The sequence below is a fragment of the Bradyrhizobium sp. UFLA06-24 genome, assembly GCF_054967145.1.
In genome coordinates this window covers 157,288-173,060 of record NZ_JADFUE010000008.1, presented here as the reverse complement: position 1 = coordinate 173,060, position 15,773 = coordinate 157,288, and the positions used below count along the sequence as shown (strand labels likewise).

The following is a 15,773-nucleotide window of genomic DNA, read 5'->3' as shown; positions in this document are numbered from 1 at the left end:
CTCACCCCTCGGCATGCTCCGGCCTAAACCGGCCTCAAGCCTTCTCCAAACAAAAAACCCGCCGAAAAATCGACGGGGTTTGTCAGCGGTCTGAAGCCCCGGCGCAAGGCCGGGGCTTTCGACGATCGCTCGATCCCGAGCGACTGTTCTCAGTAGCGCGCGACGAGCGGGCCGCCGAACTTGTAGTTCAGGCGGACGAGGCCCATGTCGACGTCCTGACGGATGCGGTCGGTCTGGAAGCCGGCGAAGGTGACGTCCTTGTCCGACAGGAAGATGTGGTTGTACTCGACGCCAACCGACCAGTTCGGAGCGAAGCCGAATTCGAGGCCCGCGCCGACCGTGCCGCCCCAACGGGTGTCGCTGTTGGACGCGAAGGTCACGCCGCCCGCACGGAGCTCGTTCTTGGTGCCGACCACAGCCGCACCGCCCTTCGCGTAGAGCAGGACGTTGTTCCAGGCGTAGCCGACCTGACCGGTGATCAGACCGAACGAATCGATCTTGGAGCGATCGGTGAAGCCGGTGAGACCGCTGACGTTGTCGCCGGAGAAGTCGGCCCAGTTGCCCTGGCCTTCCACGCCGAACACCCACTGCCCCGACTGCCAGCGATAGCCGACCTGGCCACCGACCGTGCCGCCCGTCGCATTGTGCGAACCTTCGCCGCCGACCAGCGGTGCGAGCTGATCCCAGGTCGTGTGGGCCGAAGCGCCACCACCGTTGATGCCGATGTAGAAGCCGCTCCAGTCATAGACGGTAGCGATCATCGCGGGCGCCTTGGTGTAAGGCCGCGCAGCGAGGTCAGCAGCCAGCGCCGGCGCAGTCGCGCTGATCGCGACAAGGCTCACAGCAGCAAGCAACAAATTCTTGTTCATTTGAATCCCGTTCCAGTTTCGTCGTGAGGCCCCCGGGCCACGGCGACGTCTTAGCAGCGATCGACGGAATTGCTGTAACTCCGACGCAACAGTCGAAGCCAAAGGGCTTTGCTGCGTTAATCGATGTTTACCTGAGCGCGCTGGAAACCCTATGAAACAAGAGTTTTCCTGAGTTCCAAGCTGGATCACAGGATCTATCCTGCAAAGGCGCGTAACAACGTCGCGCGCACATTCTCGTGAAGAGAGAAGACAGATGCGTGCACGAACTGCTCTCCTCATTGCCGCCACATTTTCGCTCGCCTTCGCCACATTCGCGTTCATGATGAGCGAAAGCACACCGGCACGCGCTTTCGGAACTCATCACGCGTTTTGTCTCACGGGCGATGAATGGCCGGGGCTCAGCAACTGCACGTTCGACAGCTATGCGCAATGTCAGGCGAGCTCGTCCGGACGCGCGCTGACCTGCATCGCCAATCCGTACTTTGCAGGTCAAAGCGACGATCCCTACGCTTACCCAAATCGACCGCGCGCGCGGACGCCGGTCTATTCCGGGCTGCGCTGAGATGCGCAGCACCTGCCTCATGCTGGCCGCGGTGGGTGCAGTGCTCGCGGGCGGCGCTGCGCACGCGCAGACCTACGACCCCAACTATCCGGTCTGCATGCAGATCTACGGCCCCGTCGGCTATCTCGACTGCCGCTACGGCACGCTGGATCAGTGCAAATTTCTCGCCGTCGGCCGCTCCGCGAGCTGTGTCGTGAATCCGTATTTCGCGCACAAGAAACCTGTAGCGCCGCGCGAGACACGCCGCCGATAAGGCGCGTGCTCGCGTGCGGACAGACCAACTCGATCAGCAGCGCGCCTCCGCCATCCAAATCTCGGCGTCGGCTCCTGCGGGGATATGCAGCGGCGCTGACGGATCGGTCGCCGCGCGCCAGATCGCCGCCGCGACATCAGGCGCGTGCGTCACCGGACCAGTGCTATTGCGGACGCTCGCCACGAAACCCTCGATCAGCGGCGCATAGTCGGGATCGTCGAGGCCGCGCAGGTGCGGGCGCGCATTATCGCCGAAGCGAGTCTCCGGCGAACGTCCTGGGAGGACGAGATGAACGCGCAACCCGAACGGCGTCACCTCCGCCGCCAACGACTCGGTGAAGGCATTCACCGCCGCCTTGCTTGCCCTGTAGACGCCCACCAGGGGCAGAGGCTTGAGCGTGACCGTCGATGTGACGTTGATGATGACGCCCGCCCGGCGCCTGCGAAAATGCGGCAACACAGCCTGGGTCATGGCGAGCGTGCCCATCGTGTTGGTCTGGAACAGCGCGTGTGCTGTCGCAGCCGTCGTGAGCTCGATCGGGACCGGTGCGCCGAAACCGGCATTGTTGACGAGTACGTCGATCGGTCCGGCCGCGGCGACCGCGCGAGCGATGCTGTCGGGATCGGCGATATCGAGTGGAAGCACGCGCAGGCGCTCCGAAGCAGGCAGCAGCTCCGCGCGCGGGGTACGCATCGTCGCCACCACCTCCCAGCCCCGATCGAGGAACAGTTTCGCGGTCTCGAGGCCGAAGCCCGACGAGCAACCGGTGATCAACACGCTCTGCATAGGCACCTCCAGAAGCAAAGAACTGCCTGGTGATAGAGGCGCCGCGTAGGACGTGATATAATTCAGAGTCTCGATTTCTTTAGCGTCAGTCCTGCCAGCGCGTCCCCTGCCATGACCATCGATCCCCTCGCCCAGATTGTCACATTGCTGCAGCCGACTGCGCGCTTTTCCAAATTTGTGGAGTGCGCGGGCGCTTGGCGAATTCACCGACGCAGCACCGGCGAACCATTCTACTTCGCCATCCTGGAAGGACGTTGCCGCTTGATCGTCGACGGTCAACCGCCCGTGGCGCTCGAGGCCGGCGATTTTGTGCTCGTTCCCGCCGTCCACGATCTCGTCAATGAGAGCCTGGCCCCGCCTCCTGGCCGATCCGTCACTATGCCAACGGAGATCAGCGATGGCCATTTCCGCGTCGGCCGTCAGGACGGAGCGGCAGATCTGCGCATGCGTATCGGGCATTGTACGTTCGGCTCGCCGGAATCGGCCCTGCTCGTTTCCTTGTTGCCTCAGATGGTGCTCGCACGCGGCGAGCCCCGACTGGTGACCCTGATGCAGCTCGTTGGAGACGAGACCCGCGCGCGGCGGCCGGCGCGAGAGCTCGTGCTCGAGCGGTTGTTGGAGGTACTCCTGATCGAGGCCTTGCGGTGCGGCGCAGGAACAGCATCGGCACCGGGACTCTCTCGCGGGCTTGCCGATCAGCGTCTCGCCGCAGCGCTCTGCGCGATGCATGCACGGCCCGAACATCCCTGGACTGTGGCCGAGCTCGCGATGGAGGCCGGCCTCTCCCGCTCTGCTTTCTTTGCCAGGTTCAGTCGCACCGTTGGATTGCCGCCAATGGAGTATTTGCTGGCCTGGCGCATGGCGCTGGCCAAGCAGCTGCTGCGCGAGCGCGACCTCGGCATCGATCAAGTGGCCGAACGGGTGGGGTATGGCTCGGCAAGCGCCTTCAGTGTCGCGTTCGCCCGTCACGCAGGCGCGCCGCCCGCCCGTTACGCTCGCCTGGGGCACGCCGACGCCAGGGCCGCCACGAGGCGGTCGCTACAGTAAACTCAGGCATCTCGAGCTTGCCACTGAAAGTTGTGGCTATTCCAATCCTCCTGTAGCGTAAACGCGTGTCCTGCATCGGCGTCCGGTTGGCTCATTTCATGCTCGCCCGCATCTCGCTCCTCGTGGTCTCACTGACGATCCCCGGCGCGTTGCGCGCAGAGCAGGCCGCGGCCGAGAAAGCCGGATTTGCCTCGAGGCTGACGATCTATCCGGCCAAGGGAGCGCCCGACGCCTGCGGGCCCGACTGCGACCGCTGGATCGCCATCGAGGGCGAGATCGACGAAAACGCAGCGTCCCGCGTTCGCCGCTTCCTCGCCGGCGTCAAGAACATGCAGCGTCCGATCTACCTTCATTCGCCCGGCGGCAACGTGGAGCAGTCCTATCTCATCGGCCGGCTGCTGCGCGGCCGCAAGGCGGTCGCGCGGGTCGGCCGGACGATCGCGACGGCATGCGCCGCAGACGCGCAAGTGGATGCTGCGTGCCTCAAGACGAAGAACGCCGGCGGCGAGATCGAGGCCGAGCTCACCACCTATCATGCGATGTGCAATTCGGCCTGCGCTTACCTGTTCCTCGGCGCGACCTCGCGCGAGGTGGCCCCCGACGCCGCGCTGGCGGTCCACAATTCCAGGCTCGTGCTTGCCATTCACGGCAACCCACCTCCCGGATTGATCGCCGAGCTCCGGCAGCGCCGCACGGCAACTGCCGACCGCGACCGCACTGCGTATATCGCAGCGATGGGGATCAGGGGCGAGCTTGATGATCTGATCCGGACCGTGAAATTCGAGAACCTGCATATCCTGACACGCGCCGAGCTCTACCGCTTCGGCATCGACACGCGTCCCCTTGCCGAGACGACGTGGCGACTGGAGAAAGGAACCCGGCCGTACGTCAGCAAGTTCGCAACGCTGAAGAACGAAAACGGCCCGTCGTTCCGAATGATGGAATGGCGACTTTATTGCGACAACAAGAACCGCGTGCCGTTGATGTTCGCCGCCGAAATCGATGCGGCTGCGGTCGGCAAACGCACCCTCATGATGACGGCGGACGCCGCTCCCAATGAGGAAGCCGGCGGATTTCCGACTCGAACCGGCAAATACGAAATGTGGAGCGGGTCCCTCGATTTCGGCACGTTCAGGGCGATCATGGCATCCCGCTCCCTGCATGTCCGGGAGATGACGCAGAAGCCCGACGAAACGGCAGACACGACAAGGTTCGACATCGACGCCACGGGCCTGCCGTCGGCGTGGACGCAGCTCGCGGCATCATGCCCGCCGGCGACGCCCGCTGCGAAGAGTCCTTCGACGACAATTCCCCTGCCGAAGGGCACCGCAACGCCGGCTGCGCCGTCGCAATAGGCCGGCGACGTGTCCCAATGCCAGCCCTCGTGAAGTCGAACCCGACCCGCAGGGCTGCGACCCCTTATGCCCTACACCGGCGTGTAGATCACGAGCTTCAGCGCGGGATCGTCATTGGCCTGAAAGCTCGTGTGCTCGAAATGCAGCACGCCCTTGGTCGGATGGGTCATGGTCTTGCGGCCCGACATGGTGCCGTGGACCTCGTGCGCGCCCCACCATTTGACGAATTCGGGGCTGCCTTCGCGCAGGCGCGTCAGCAATTCCGCAAAGGCGGGATCGCCTGCCCACACGTCATGCGTGGCGCGAAACATCGCGACCATGCGTTTGGCGACATCCGCCCAGCCTGCGCCGTAGGATTTGCGGGTCTTCTTGTTGGTCATCATCAACAGCAGCGTGTTGCGATCCTCTTCCGGCAAGCGGCCGAAGGCAAAGATCTCCTCGGCGGCTTCGTTCCAGGCCAAGACGTCCCAGCGCCGCCCGGTGATGTAGGCCGGATGCGGCAGGCTCTCGACCAGGCGCAGAATGGGCGGCGGCACCACCTCGCGGGTGAAGGGACGCCGATCGCCGTCGCGCGCAAGGTCCTTGAGGTGCGCATGCTCGGTCTTGCTGAGGCGCAGCGCACGCGCCAGCGCGTCGACCGTGGTGACGGACGGGCTGACGGTTCGGCCCTGCTCGAGGCGGATATACCAGTCGACGCCGATGCCGGCGAGCTGGGCGACCTCCTCGCGGCGCAGACCTGCGGTGCGCCGCCGCTGGCCGGTCGGAAGTCCGACCGACTTCGGCGACAGCTTTTCGCGGCGGGAGCGGAGGAAATCGCCGAATTCGACGCGGCGCGGATCGGCCATGGCGTGTTCCCCGGAATGGATGGAGGGCCCTTGGAATACTAGGATAATACCAGGCCTTCCTGTCCCTTCAAGGGCGCCGCATATGGGTATCATCAGACTTTGAGGTGAACATCATGAAAGCTGCCGTACTCAAATCCCTGGGATCGCCGCTCGTGGTCGAGAACGCTCCGGAGCCGGTGCTCGGCACCGGCGAGGTCATCGTGGACGTCGTCGCCACCCGCGTCCTGTCCTACATGAACGAGGTTTTCAGCGGGATGCGCAATTACGCCCTCGATTTGCCGATCATCCCCGGCCCCGGCGGCATCGGCCGGGTGCGCGCGATCGGTCCTGACGCCACCAAGCTTAGCGTCGGCGACTGGGTGTTCTGCGACCCGACCGTGCGCTCGCGCGACGATGTCGTGGCGCCCGATATCGCCCTGCAGGGGCTCACGGCCGCCGGGCCCGGCGGCATGCGCCTGCAACAGCATTTTCGCCACGGCTCGTACGCCGAGCAGATGCGCGTGCCGACCGAGAACGTGAAGAAGCTCGGCCAGATCACGTCGGAGGAAGCCTCGCAATGGTGCGCGCTGGGGACGGCGCTGGTGCCCTATGGCGGCTTTCTCGCCGCGAAGCTTCAGCCGGGCGAGACCGTGCTGGTGAGCGGGGCCACCGGCAATTTCGGCAGCGCCGCGGTTTCCGTCGCGCTCGCGATGGGCGCAGCCTGCGTGGTGACGCCCGGCCGCAACGAGGCGGTTCTGGCCGATCTCGTCCGTCGCTTCGGCGCGCGGGTGAAGCCGGTCAGGCTCACCGGCAACGAGGATGATGACCGCGAGGCGATGAAGCGAGCGGCAGGAAGCCCGATCGACTGCGTGCTCGACATCATGCCGCCTTCGGTAGCTCCCAGCGTGGTGCGGGCGGCGGTGATGACGGTGCGCGCCTACGGCCGCGTCGCGCTGATGGGCGGCGTCGGCATGGCGGGCGGCGCCGGCCTGGAACTGCCCTACCCCTGGATTATGCGCAACTGCATCTCCATCCACGGCGTCTGGATGTATCCGCCGGATGCGGCCACGCGTTTGATCGGCCTGGTGCGCGCGGGGCTGTTGCGGCTCGACGAATACCAGACGACGAACTTCGACCTCGACCACGTCAACGAGGCCGTCGCGCATGCCGCCGCCAATAGCGGGCCGTTCAAACTGACGGTGATCAGGCCTTAAGTGGCCTGCCCGCTGCGGCGATGCGCCGTCGCAGCGGGTTCGTCCGACATCTCAAATGGTTGAAGGACCTTGCCTCTGATGCAGACGGCCATGGCGGTCTACTGTGCATGGGGTTGTTTTCGCGATTTTGTTATTCGAGCTCGATGACCTGGCCGTTCGACAGCGACACGCGCCGGTCCATGCGGCCGGCGAGCTCCATGTTGTGGGTCGCGATCAGCATCGACACCTTGGTCGCCTTGACCAGCTGCATCAGGGCCTGGAACACGTGGTCGGCGGTGTGCGGATCGAGATTGCCGGTCGGTTCGTCCGCCAGCAGCACGCGCGGCGCATTGGCGACCGCGCGCGCGATCGCGACGCGCTGCTGCTCGCCGCCCGACAGTTCGGCGGGCCGGTGCGTGATGCGGTCGCCGAGGCCGAGATAGCCGAGGATCTCCTTGGCGCGCTTGACGCTCTCGGACTTCTTCAGGCCGCGGATCATCTGCGGCAGCATGACGTTCTCCAGCGCCGAGAACTCCGGCAAGAGCCGGTGCGACTGGTAGACGAAGCCGATATCGCTGCGGCGGAGCTGGGTGCGTTCGATGTCGGGCAGCTGCGAGGTCGGCGCGCCGTTGACATAGACCTCGCCGGAATCGGGCGCCTCGAGCAGCCCTGCGATGTGCAGCAGCGTCGACTTGCCCGAGCCTGACGGTGCGACCAGCGCGACCGACTGACCCGCCCACAGCGCCAGCTTGGCGTTGTCGAGGATCGTCAGCGCCGCCTCGCCCTGCAGATACTGCCGTTTGATCTCGTGGAGATAGATGACCGGTACATCTTCCGCCCCCTGCTGCTGCTCCATCAGCCCCTCACTCGTACCGCAGCGCTTCGACAGGATCGAGGCGCGCGGCACGCCACGACGGATAGAGCGTCGCCAGGAACGATAGCGTCAGCGCCATGATGACGACGGCCGTGGTCTCGCCGACGTCGATCTCAGCGGGCAGCTTCGACAGGAAATAGAGCTCCGGCGAGAACAATTCGGTCGAGGTCAGCCAGGACAGGAATTGCCTGATCGATTCGATGTTGAGGCAGATCACGAGGCCGACGAAGAACCCGACCAGCGTGCCGACCACGCCGATCGAGGCCCCGGTGATCAGGAAGATCCGCATGATCGAGCCTTGCGAGGCCCCCATCGTCCTGAGGATCGCGATGTCACTGCCCTTGTCCTTCACCAGCATGATCAGGCCGGAGACGATGTTCAACGCCGCGACCAGCACGATCATGGTCAGGATCAGGAACATCACGTTGCGCTCGACCTGGAGCGCGTTGAAGAAGGTCGAGTTGCGCTGGCGCCAGTCGACCAGGAACACCGGCCGGCCCGCCGCCTCCGTCACCGCTTTGCGGAAGACGTCGATCCTGTCGGGGTTGGTGGTGAACACCTCGATTGAGGTGACGTCGTTGCTGCGGTTGAAATAGGCCTGCGCTTCGGCCAGCGGCATGAAAACCATGCCGAGATCGTATTCGGACATGCCGATCTCGAACACGGCGACGATCTTGTACGGCTTGATGCGCGGCGTGGTGCCCATCGGGGTGACTGCGCCCTTCGGCGCCACCAGCGTCACGCTGTCGCCGGCATGGAGCGACAGCTGGTCGGCGAGGCGCCGGCCGATCGCGACGCCCTGCCCGTCGTCAAAGCCCTCGAGCGAGCCCTGCTTGATGTTCTTGGCGATCGAGGTGAGGTTGTTGAGGTCGTCGGAGCGGATGCCGCGCACCAGCACGCCGGATGCGTTCCAGGGCGATGACGCCAGCGCCTGGCCATCGACAACCGGTGCGGCGAGCCGGATCCCCTCGACCTGGCTGATACGCTCGGCGACGTCCTTCCAGTCGGTCAGCGGGGATTCCAGCGGCTGGACCAGGATGTGGCCGTTCAGCCCGAGGATCTTGTCGAGCAGCTCCTTGCGGAAGCCGTTCATGACAGCCATCACGATGATCAGCGTGGCGACGCCGAGCATGATGCCGAGGAAGGAGAACCCGGCGATGACCGAGATGAATCCCTCCTTGCGGCGCGCCCGCAAATAGCGCGCCGACAGCATCCACTCGAAGGGCGCGAAAGGCGCGGTTTGTACGGTTTCGGTCATGGTTTCATCCATCGCTCGATAATCCCATGATTCGGGGTCAATTGTGGCCGGATTGGCGGCCGCGGTATCGGGCGATGAACAATATTCAGCCGACCAGGCGCGCGACCGCGTCCGCTGGCGACATGGTCTCGCGGGATCCGTCACTGCGCTTCTTGATCTCGACCTTCCCGTCGGCCAGCCCCTTCGGCCCGATCATGATCTGCCAGGGAATGCCGATCAGGTCGGCGGCGGCGAATTTGGCGCCGGCGCGCTGGTCGGTGTCGTCATAGAGCACGTCGACGCCCTTGGTGGTGAGCTCGGCATAGAGCTTCTCGCAGGCGCCATCGACCGCCGCATCGCCCTGCTTGAGGTTGAGGATGGCGACGCGGAATGGCGCCACCGCCTCCGGCCATTTGATGCCGGCGTCGTCATGGCAGGCTTCGATGATGGCACCGAGCAGGCGCGACACGCCGACACCGTACGAGCCGCCATGGATCGGCACGTCGACGCCATCAGGACCGGCGACCATCGCCTTCATCGGCTCGGAATACTTCGTGCCGAAATAGAAAATCTGCCCGACCTCGATACCGCGGGTGTTCACGCGTTTCTCGGCAGGGACTTCCTGCTCGAACCGTGCGGCGTCATGAACGTCCTCCGTCGCGGCATAGACGGAGGTCCATTGCTTGATGATCGGCGTGAGGTCGCTGTCATAGTCGACATCCTCGCCCGGCACCGGCAGATCCAGCACGTCGCGATTGATGAACACGCCGGATTCCCCGGTCTCCGCAAGCACGATGAACTCGTGGCTGAGATCGCCGCCGATCGGACCGGTCTCGGCGCGCATCGGGATCGCCTTCAGCCCCATCCGCGCGAAGGTGCGCAAATAGGCGACGAACATCTTGTTGTAGGCGACGCGCGCGGCAGCCTCGTTGAGGTCGAACGAATAGGCGTCCTTCATCAGGAATTCGCGGCCGCGCATCACGCCGAAACGCGGACGCTGCTCGTCGCGGAATTTCCATTGAATATGGTAGAGATTCAGCGGCAGGTTCTTGTAGGACTTGACGTAGGCGCGGAAGATCTCGGTGATCATTTCCTCGTTGGTCGGTCCGTACAAGAGCTCGCGCTTGTGGCGGTCCGCGATGCGCAGCATCTCCGGACCGTAGGCGTCGTAACGGCCGCTCTCGCGCCAGAGGTCGGCGAGCTGGAGTGTCGGCATCAGCACCTCGATCGCACCGGACCGATCCTGCTCCTCGCGCACGATCTGCTCGATCTTCTTGAGCACCCGGAAGCCGAGCGGCAGCCAGGCATAGATGCCCGCAGCCTCCTGCCGGATCATGCCAGCGCGCAGCATCAGCCGATGCGAGACGATCTCAGCCTCTTTCGGATTTTCCTTCAGGATGGGCAGAAAGAACCGCGACAACCGCATGGCGTTACTCTGGGAATCAGTGAGGAGTTGCAGTGAAACCGGATTGGGAGCGAAAACACAAGACCGGGAATGAGGAAAACCTGCTAACACGACGGAATTCCTGTCATTTTTTCCGTCGACTTCATGTCCGACTTGAACCCTGCCAACTTACCGCGGGGCGACCTCGAGGTCGTCCTCGAGCGTAATCTTCTCGAAGTCGGTCACCAGCGCGTCGATCCGCATGTGCCAGCGGCCGGCAAAAGGCAACTCGACCTTGCGCACGTGCCAATAGCCGTCGGGCCCGAGTTCAGCCTCCCGCTCCATCGGCTCGACGCCGCGCTCCGGCAGGCTCAGCGTCAGCGTCGCTTCCTTGGCCTGCAGCGGTGCCGCCTCCCCGGTCATGAGCTGGAGCACGAAATCATCCACGCCGGCCCTGCCCGGAGACACCAACACCTGGAACATCGCCTTGTCGGTGTGGATATGGATTGCCAGTGGCGTCTCGGGAATAATGGTCCGTGGCGGCGGGGTGAAGCGCCAGCCAGCGACGACGGCAAGGATGCCGAGCGCGACTCCGCATTCGAGCAGGATTGAGCGCTTGAGCACGGGCGCGGCCGCGTGATCCTTTGCTAGCGCCGGAGTCAGCCGATAACGATTGAGCGCGGCAAGCGCCAGCAACGACAAGACGAGCGCGAGCTTGACCGAGAGAATGAGGCCGTAGCTCGTTTCGACCAGTGCTCGTGGCTCTTCGAGCTGGATGACCGCAAGCAGGAGGCCGGTCAGTGCGAGCGCGGCGACCACCGGCACGGCGATACGCGAGAAGCGATTCAGGAGCGGCAGCACCGCCGGATTCGGCTTCGACAGGAGCGCCGCAAGCGGCGCCAGCGCGCCGATCCAGAAGGCGACAGCGAGCCCGTGGACGAAGACCGCCGGTCGCGTCAACGTTTCAGGCGACGCGGTTGCGGCATGCCCGGTCATGGCGAGCGACAGGCCGACACCGGCGAATGCGATGGCCGCAAGGGCGCGCGCATACCACGCGCGGCCTAGCGCCATCAGCGCGAGCAGCATCGCTGCGATGGCGACGAGCAAAGCCGGACCGGCGCTGGTTGCAAACGCGATCGTCCAAGGAGCCATCGTCATGAACGACGCAAGCGGCAGACCGAGGAGATCGAGACCCAACACGCCGAGAGAGACAACGGTGCTTGGGAGCCCCACGAGGAGCGCCGTGCGCGGCAGGCTCATACCCGTCATCGACCACGCAATCCAGCGGCCAAAGAACACGCCGCCAACGCCGACAAAAAGGCCAAGATAGACCCCGATCCGCGACAGCCAGATCAGCGCGTTCAACCTTCCATCCGGATTGGCTGGAGGTTGCGTAGCGGTCGGCGCGCCGACCGAGAAGATCACCGATCCCGCGACGGGATGGCCGTCCTGCGAGATCACCCGGTAGCTCACGACCGCAGTGCCCTGCGGCAGGTCCGGCGGCATGGCAACTGAAATGCTCTCGCCCGACACCGTGACGCGCGCGTCGTCACGCGCCCTGGCCGCGCCGTCGATCAACTGGATCGCGCCCGGGACGACCGCCTCGTTGAAACGCAGTTCCACCGCCCTCGGCGCGCTGGCAAGGATGCTACCGCTCGCTGGCTCGACCGAGATCAGCGCGGCATGCGCTGATGCGCCCGTCGAGGTGCCAACAAGGAAAAGCAGCGTCGCAAGCGCAGCGAGAAGACGCATTATGGCTTGGGCAGCAGTTTTACACCGGGCGCCGGCGACTTGTCCTCATGCGGATGCGCTGTTCCCTCCGCAGGGATTTCAATCCAGCGACTGATTCCCTTCTCGCATTCCTGCACGACCGGAAAATAAAGTGTGGTGTTCGGCTTCAGGCTGTCGGTGAGGAAGCTGCTGAGGACGAACTCGTCGTAATTGTGGTCCGGCAGCTTGCCGCCGGACCAGACCACTTCCTTTGCGCCCGAGGAGAGCTTATTGCCGTGATAATCGTATTCACTGGCGTATTCGCCCTCGATGACATCGACGTTCCAGCCGGCCTTCGGCATCGGCTTCACCGCGATCACGCCTTCGGGGATCTGCACGCGGAGCTTGACCGTCGGCGAGCCGGCGCAGCCGTGGGGCACGGCGAACACGGCCTTGTAGGATGCACCGACCGTGGCCTGCTTGCCTTCCAGATAGACGTGCGCCGCCGTGGGCGATGCGGCAACTGCAGCGAGCAGGATCAGCCAGGGTATCTTCGACATGCTCGATCTCCCCGAGATTGGATCACACGCGTCACATCTTCATTCCCGAATGATCGGGCATTTTCTTCATCATGGCGCCACCACCGGGTGCCTGAGCGCCGACACCTTGGACGTCCAGCGAAACGGAGACCTTGCCGGCCTTCTCGAACTCGAGTGTAACGGGCACCTTCTCACCCTGCTTGAAGGGGCCCTTCAGATCTTGGAGCATCAGGTGATAGCCGCCGGGCGCGAGCTTCACGGTCTTGCCGGGCTCGATGACGAGGCCCTTGTCCACGGGACGCATCTTCATCACGCCGTTCTCGGTCGCCATCTCATGGACTTCGGCCTTTCCTGCGATCTCTGCTGAGACGCCGATGAGCTTGTCGGGCGCGGTCCCCTTGTTCTCGATGGTCAGGAAGCCACCGGCGACCTTGGCACCTCCAGGTGTCGCCCGGCTCCAGGCCTGCGAGATCACGAGATCGCCCGCCTTGACGTCGTCGGCGCGGACGGGGGTTACGATTACAACGGCCGAGAGGGCCGAGAGCGCGAAGAAACGTGAGAGAGGGTTCATTCTGATTGCCTTCCTTGTTGTCATTGCGAGTGTCCCACCCGTCAGAACGAGTACTTGCCCGCGAGAACGAAAGTTCGTCCCGGGAACGGATGGAACAGGAAATACTGCTCGTTGAAGAGATTATCGATGCCGAAGTCGAACGCGAAATTCTTCGTCGCGTTGTAGTGGATCTTCAAGTCTACAACGAAAAAGTTATCGAAGGCGCCGTAGACGTGCGGGATGATATCCGAGTTGTCCAGCGTCGAATACTGCTTGCCGCTGTAGCGCGCGGCGACCGTATAGGCCCAGCTGTCATTCGGCCGGTAGGTAACGCCGAACTTGGCGCGCCAATCGGGCACGAAAGGCACGCGCTTGCCAACCACGTTGGTTGGCCCTTTCCAGTTCGGGTCGGAGACGATCCTGGAATCGACGTAAGTGACGCTGCCGAAGACTTGTAGGCCGCTCACCAGTACATTGTCCTTGTCGGCCGACAATTCGATACCCTGCATACGTATCGCCGCGACGTTGCTGACGGCTGTCTGCACAGACTGCGCCCCACTTGCGTCGGTCACCGTGGTTGATTGTGAGATCAACGCATTGTTGGTCCGCTCGCTGAAAACAGTCAGCCGTACCCGCCCGTTGACCCAGCGCCGTTCAAGGTTGAGCTCGCCGGTGAAGTCCTGTTCCGGCGACAAGAGCGGATTAGCCAGATAGGTGACGCCGCCGACGCTGATGTTCTGGTAGAGCTCGGTCACCGTCGGATAGCGGTAGGCTTCGCCGAAATTCGCGGTGACGTTCCAGTCCTTGTTGGGGTCGAACGATAGCGATGCTTTCGGCGAGAAATTGGTCGAGGAGAGGCCCGGCTGCCAAGTTGGCACTGCCGACGTGACGACGCCGGCGCTGGTTGTCGTGGTGTTGAGGTTGAAGCCTTCAACCGCCTGCCAGCTTTCCAATCGGCCGCCGAGCGTCAGCTTGACGATTGGCGTGATCTTCCAGGCATCCTGCACCCACAGGGCCTCGGTGCGCGTCTCTCCGACACCGGTCGAATAGAGCTGGCCGTTGCCGGTCCCGGGCGCATTGAACCAGACGGTCGAGGCGTAGACCGGGTTCTCCAGCCGGTAGCGGTCACCATGCACGCCAAAGCTGATTTCATGCGGGCCATCGATGCCGAACGGACGCCAGATGCCCTTGGCGTCGGCGTTCTGCCAGTTGGTGCCGTCCATTCGCGTCACTTTGCCATTCAACGAATAGCCAAGGCCCGGCGACGGCACCACAGTGAAGGGATTGACCAAGCTGTCCTGGAGATAGTTGTAGCTCGAGGCCGCAAGATCGAAGTCGAACACACCCTTGGTATCGCTCTTGAGCGAGACCGCGTTGCTCATGTGGAGCTGATCCCAGGTGTACCTGCTGTTCGCAAAGCTGCTGATGCCGCCGAACGTCGGCAAGCCCGTCGCGGTCGATTTGAGATAGGTCTGAGGATCGGAGGTCTGGTGATTGTTCCAGATGCCGAGCGAGTAAGTTACCTGCACCCATGGTGTGACATCGTTAGCGACCCGTAAGTTGCCGGACGTCTGCTCTGAGTGCGCCAGGGCACCGGTGCCCACGACGTTGGCCACGCCCCCGGTCTTGTTGAGCGCGGCAAAGCCGCCGGTCGTGCCGGCCGGGAACGAGGCATTCGTCGTGTAGCTCAACGGCTGCTGATGGCTGTCGAGATAGTTCGCGCTGACCAGCCAGGACAGCTTGCCCTCGCGATTGCCAGCGGCAGTGCTGGTCTGGCTGGTTATATAGACGTCCTTGGTGCCATATTGATTCCACGGCATCACCGAGACGGTTTCCTTCGCCACCGCAAACGGCTTGTCGGGCATCTTGGACGTGATCAGCAGAACGCCGCCGATCGAATTGCCGGGATAGGCGGCGGCGAACGGACCGTTGAGGAAATCGACCCGCCCGATCGCTTCGGGCGAAATCAGATTCCATTTCGGCGAGGCACCGGAATTGTTGTTGCCGATCAACGCCGAGACCAGCAGGTCGTCGTAATAGATCAACGAGCGCGCGCCCGAGTTCAGGCCCCAGCTTCGCGTCGCAAGCACGGCCTGATTGTCTCCGTCATTGCGCTTCCGGACAAACAGGCTCGGCATGTATTTGACGGCGTCCTCGGGGTCCTTGAGGTTGACGATCTCATCTACCTGCTTTGCCGTGATGCTGAACGAGCGCTGCGGCAGCTGATAGCGCGCCACTGCCGGTGGCTGATCGAGCGACGCACGGGCACTGCCCGCGCCCTGCTCGTTGGCCGCAGCGACCGAAGCCGACCGCTCGACAGTCGGCTTTGTTGAATTTCTCCTGGCGCCAGCCGTTTGCACCGCCGCCCTGCGCGGCTTGGGCTTCAGCGTCGCGGGTGCATCGACGGTCACCGCAGGTAATTCTCGCGCGCTGTTCTGGGCGAAAACGCCACTCGATGAGGCAAGCAGCGCCGCCTGAGCGGCAACGATGCTCACGCCGCAACGGGCATGACGGGATAACATGGGGCATTCCTGACGCCGGTTCTGTTTCCGGCCATTCGACAACATCAATCGTCAACCGATGAACGGAA

At 63.8% G+C, this 15,773-nt stretch carries 15 protein-coding genes; 5 read left to right on the top strand and 10 right to left on the bottom strand.

Annotation, left to right across the window (positions count from 1 at the left end; all coding sequences use genetic code 11):
* Window positions 1-149: 149 nt before the first annotated feature.
* On the bottom strand, window positions 150-869 hold the full coding sequence (locus IF809_RS09985; RefSeq protein WP_128966501.1) for an outer membrane protein: 720 nt from the start codon (window positions 867-869) through the stop codon (window positions 150-152).
* A 253-nt stretch (window positions 870-1,122) separates the two neighbouring features.
* On the opposite strand from IF809_RS09985, the gene IF809_RS09980 reads away from it, so the two are divergent.
* Both IF809_RS09980 and IF809_RS09975 read left to right on the top strand, forming a co-directional pair.
* Complete coding sequence (locus IF809_RS09980; protein WP_128966502.1) at window positions 1,123-1,431, top strand: DUF3551 domain-containing protein; 309 nt, start codon at window positions 1,123-1,125, stop codon at window positions 1,429-1,431.
* 1 nt (window position 1,432) lies between these two features.
* Window positions 1,433-1,684 (top strand): DUF3551 domain-containing protein, encoded by a 252-nt coding sequence (locus IF809_RS09975; RefSeq protein WP_128966503.1) that lies wholly within the window; start codon window positions 1,433-1,435, stop codon window positions 1,682-1,684.
* 33 nt (window positions 1,685-1,717) lie between these two features.
* On the opposite strand, the gene IF809_RS09970 is transcribed toward IF809_RS09975, so the two are convergent.
* Window positions 1,718-2,470, bottom strand: coding sequence for an SDR family oxidoreductase (locus IF809_RS09970; RefSeq protein WP_128966504.1), 753 nt, complete (start codon window positions 2,468-2,470; stop codon window positions 1,718-1,720).
* 111 nt (window positions 2,471-2,581) lie between these two features.
* On the opposite strand from IF809_RS09970, the gene IF809_RS09965 reads away from it, so the two are divergent.
* Window positions 2,582-3,517 (top strand): AraC family transcriptional regulator, encoded by a 936-nt coding sequence (locus IF809_RS09965; protein WP_128966505.1) that lies wholly within the window; start codon window positions 2,582-2,584, stop codon window positions 3,515-3,517.
* 98 nt (window positions 3,518-3,615) lie between these two features.
* The gene (locus tag IF809_RS09960; RefSeq protein ID WP_128966506.1) at window positions 3,616-4,872 is read left to right on the top strand and encodes a hypothetical protein; all 1,257 of its coding nucleotides are present in this window, start codon (window positions 3,616-3,618) and stop codon (window positions 4,870-4,872) included.
* A 71-nt stretch (window positions 4,873-4,943) separates the two neighbouring features.
* Here IF809_RS09960 and IF809_RS09955 read toward each other — a convergent pair whose 3' ends face one another.
* Window positions 4,944-5,717 carry a helix-turn-helix transcriptional regulator gene (locus IF809_RS09955; protein WP_128966507.1) on the bottom strand — a complete coding sequence of 258 codons (774 nt, stop codon included), beginning with the start codon at window positions 5,715-5,717 and terminating at the stop codon, window positions 4,944-4,946.
* Window positions 5,718-5,830: 113 nt separating this feature from the next.
* Between IF809_RS09955 and IF809_RS09950 the strand changes: the two genes are divergently transcribed.
* Complete coding sequence (locus IF809_RS09950; RefSeq protein ID WP_164938713.1) at window positions 5,831-6,910, top strand: quinone oxidoreductase family protein; 1,080 nt, start codon at window positions 5,831-5,833, stop codon at window positions 6,908-6,910.
* A 130-nt stretch (window positions 6,911-7,040) separates the two neighbouring features.
* Here IF809_RS09950 and IF809_RS09945 read toward each other — a convergent pair whose 3' ends face one another.
* From IF809_RS09945 to IF809_RS09915, 7 genes are all read right to left on the bottom strand, one after another.
* Complete coding sequence (locus IF809_RS09945; protein WP_128966509.1) at window positions 7,041-7,745, bottom strand: ABC transporter ATP-binding protein; 705 nt, start codon at window positions 7,743-7,745, stop codon at window positions 7,041-7,043.
* Between the two features lie 7 nt (window positions 7,746-7,752).
* Entirely contained in the window at window positions 7,753-9,033 is a 1,281-nt protein-coding gene (locus tag IF809_RS09940; protein WP_128966510.1) for a lipoprotein-releasing ABC transporter permease subunit, read from the bottom strand.
* A gap of 73 nt (window positions 9,034-9,106) precedes the next feature.
* Window positions 9,107-10,426: a proline--tRNA ligase gene (proS, locus tag IF809_RS09935; protein ID WP_128966511.1), complete on the bottom strand. Its 1,320-nt coding sequence runs from the start codon at window positions 10,424-10,426 to the stop codon at window positions 9,107-9,109.
* 147 nt (window positions 10,427-10,573) lie between these two features.
* The gene (locus tag IF809_RS09930) at window positions 10,574-12,136 is read right to left on the bottom strand and encodes a copper resistance CopC/CopD family protein (protein ID WP_128966512.1); all 1,563 of its coding nucleotides are present in this window, start codon (window positions 12,134-12,136) and stop codon (window positions 10,574-10,576) included.
* The gene (locus IF809_RS09925; protein ID WP_128966513.1) at window positions 12,136-12,654 is read right to left on the bottom strand and encodes a YcnI family copper-binding membrane protein; all 519 of its coding nucleotides are present in this window, start codon (window positions 12,652-12,654) and stop codon (window positions 12,136-12,138) included. Before IF809_RS09925 ends, IF809_RS09930 begins: the two co-directional genes overlap by 1 nt.
* 31 nt (window positions 12,655-12,685) lie before the next feature.
* Entirely contained in the window at window positions 12,686-13,204 is a 519-nt protein-coding gene (locus IF809_RS09920; protein ID WP_128966514.1) for a copper chaperone PCu(A)C, read from the bottom strand.
* Between the two features lie 41 nt (window positions 13,205-13,245).
* The gene (locus tag IF809_RS09915; protein ID WP_462837474.1) at window positions 13,246-15,705 is read right to left on the bottom strand and encodes a TonB-dependent receptor; all 2,460 of its coding nucleotides are present in this window, start codon (window positions 15,703-15,705) and stop codon (window positions 13,246-13,248) included.
* Between the last annotated feature and the right edge of the window lie 68 nt (window positions 15,706-15,773).

Excerpts from the sequence above, each read along its gene's own strand:
- IF809_RS09970 (WP_128966504.1), bottom strand. The coding sequence starts at position 2,470 with ATGCAGAGCGTGTTGATCACCGGTTGCTCGTCGGGCTTCGGCCTCGAG.
- IF809_RS09955 (WP_128966507.1), bottom strand. The coding sequence starts at position 5,717 with ATGGCCGATCCGCGCCGCGTCGAATTCGGCGATTTCCTCCGCTCCCGC.
- IF809_RS09980 (WP_128966502.1), top strand. The coding sequence starts at position 1,123 with ATGCGTGCACGAACTGCTCTCCTCATTGCCGCCACATTTTCGCTCGCC.
- IF809_RS09960 (WP_128966506.1), top strand. The coding sequence starts at position 3,616 with ATGCTCGCCCGCATCTCGCTCCTCGTGGTCTCACTGACGATCCCCGGC.
- IF809_RS09945 (WP_128966509.1), bottom strand. The coding sequence starts at position 7,745 with ATGGAGCAGCAGCAGGGGGCGGAAGATGTACCGGTCATCTATCTCCAC.
- proS (WP_128966511.1), bottom strand. The coding sequence starts at position 10,426 with ATGCGGTTGTCGCGGTTCTTTCTGCCCATCCTGAAGGAAAATCCGAAA.
- IF809_RS09930 (WP_128966512.1), bottom strand. The coding sequence starts at position 12,136 with ATGCGTCTTCTCGCTGCGCTTGCGACGCTGCTTTTCCTTGTTGGCACC.
- IF809_RS09965 (WP_128966505.1), top strand. The coding sequence starts at position 2,582 with ATGACCATCGATCCCCTCGCCCAGATTGTCACATTGCTGCAGCCGACT.
- IF809_RS09940 (WP_128966510.1), bottom strand. The coding sequence starts at position 9,033 with ATGGATGAAACCATGACCGAAACCGTACAAACCGCGCCTTTCGCGCCC.
- IF809_RS09985 (WP_128966501.1), bottom strand. The coding sequence starts at position 869 with ATGAACAAGAATTTGTTGCTTGCTGCTGTGAGCCTTGTCGCGATCAGC.
- IF809_RS09925 (WP_128966513.1), bottom strand. The coding sequence starts at position 12,654 with ATGTCGAAGATACCCTGGCTGATCCTGCTCGCTGCAGTTGCCGCATCG.
- IF809_RS09915 (WP_462837474.1), bottom strand. The coding sequence starts at position 15,705 with ATGTTATCCCGTCATGCCCGTTGCGGCGTGAGCATCGTTGCCGCTCAG.
- IF809_RS09920 (WP_128966514.1), bottom strand. The coding sequence starts at position 13,204 with ATGAACCCTCTCTCACGTTTCTTCGCGCTCTCGGCCCTCTCGGCCGTT.
- IF809_RS09975 (WP_128966503.1), top strand. The coding sequence starts at position 1,433 with ATGCGCAGCACCTGCCTCATGCTGGCCGCGGTGGGTGCAGTGCTCGCG.
- IF809_RS09950 (WP_164938713.1), top strand. The coding sequence starts at position 5,831 with ATGAAAGCTGCCGTACTCAAATCCCTGGGATCGCCGCTCGTGGTCGAG.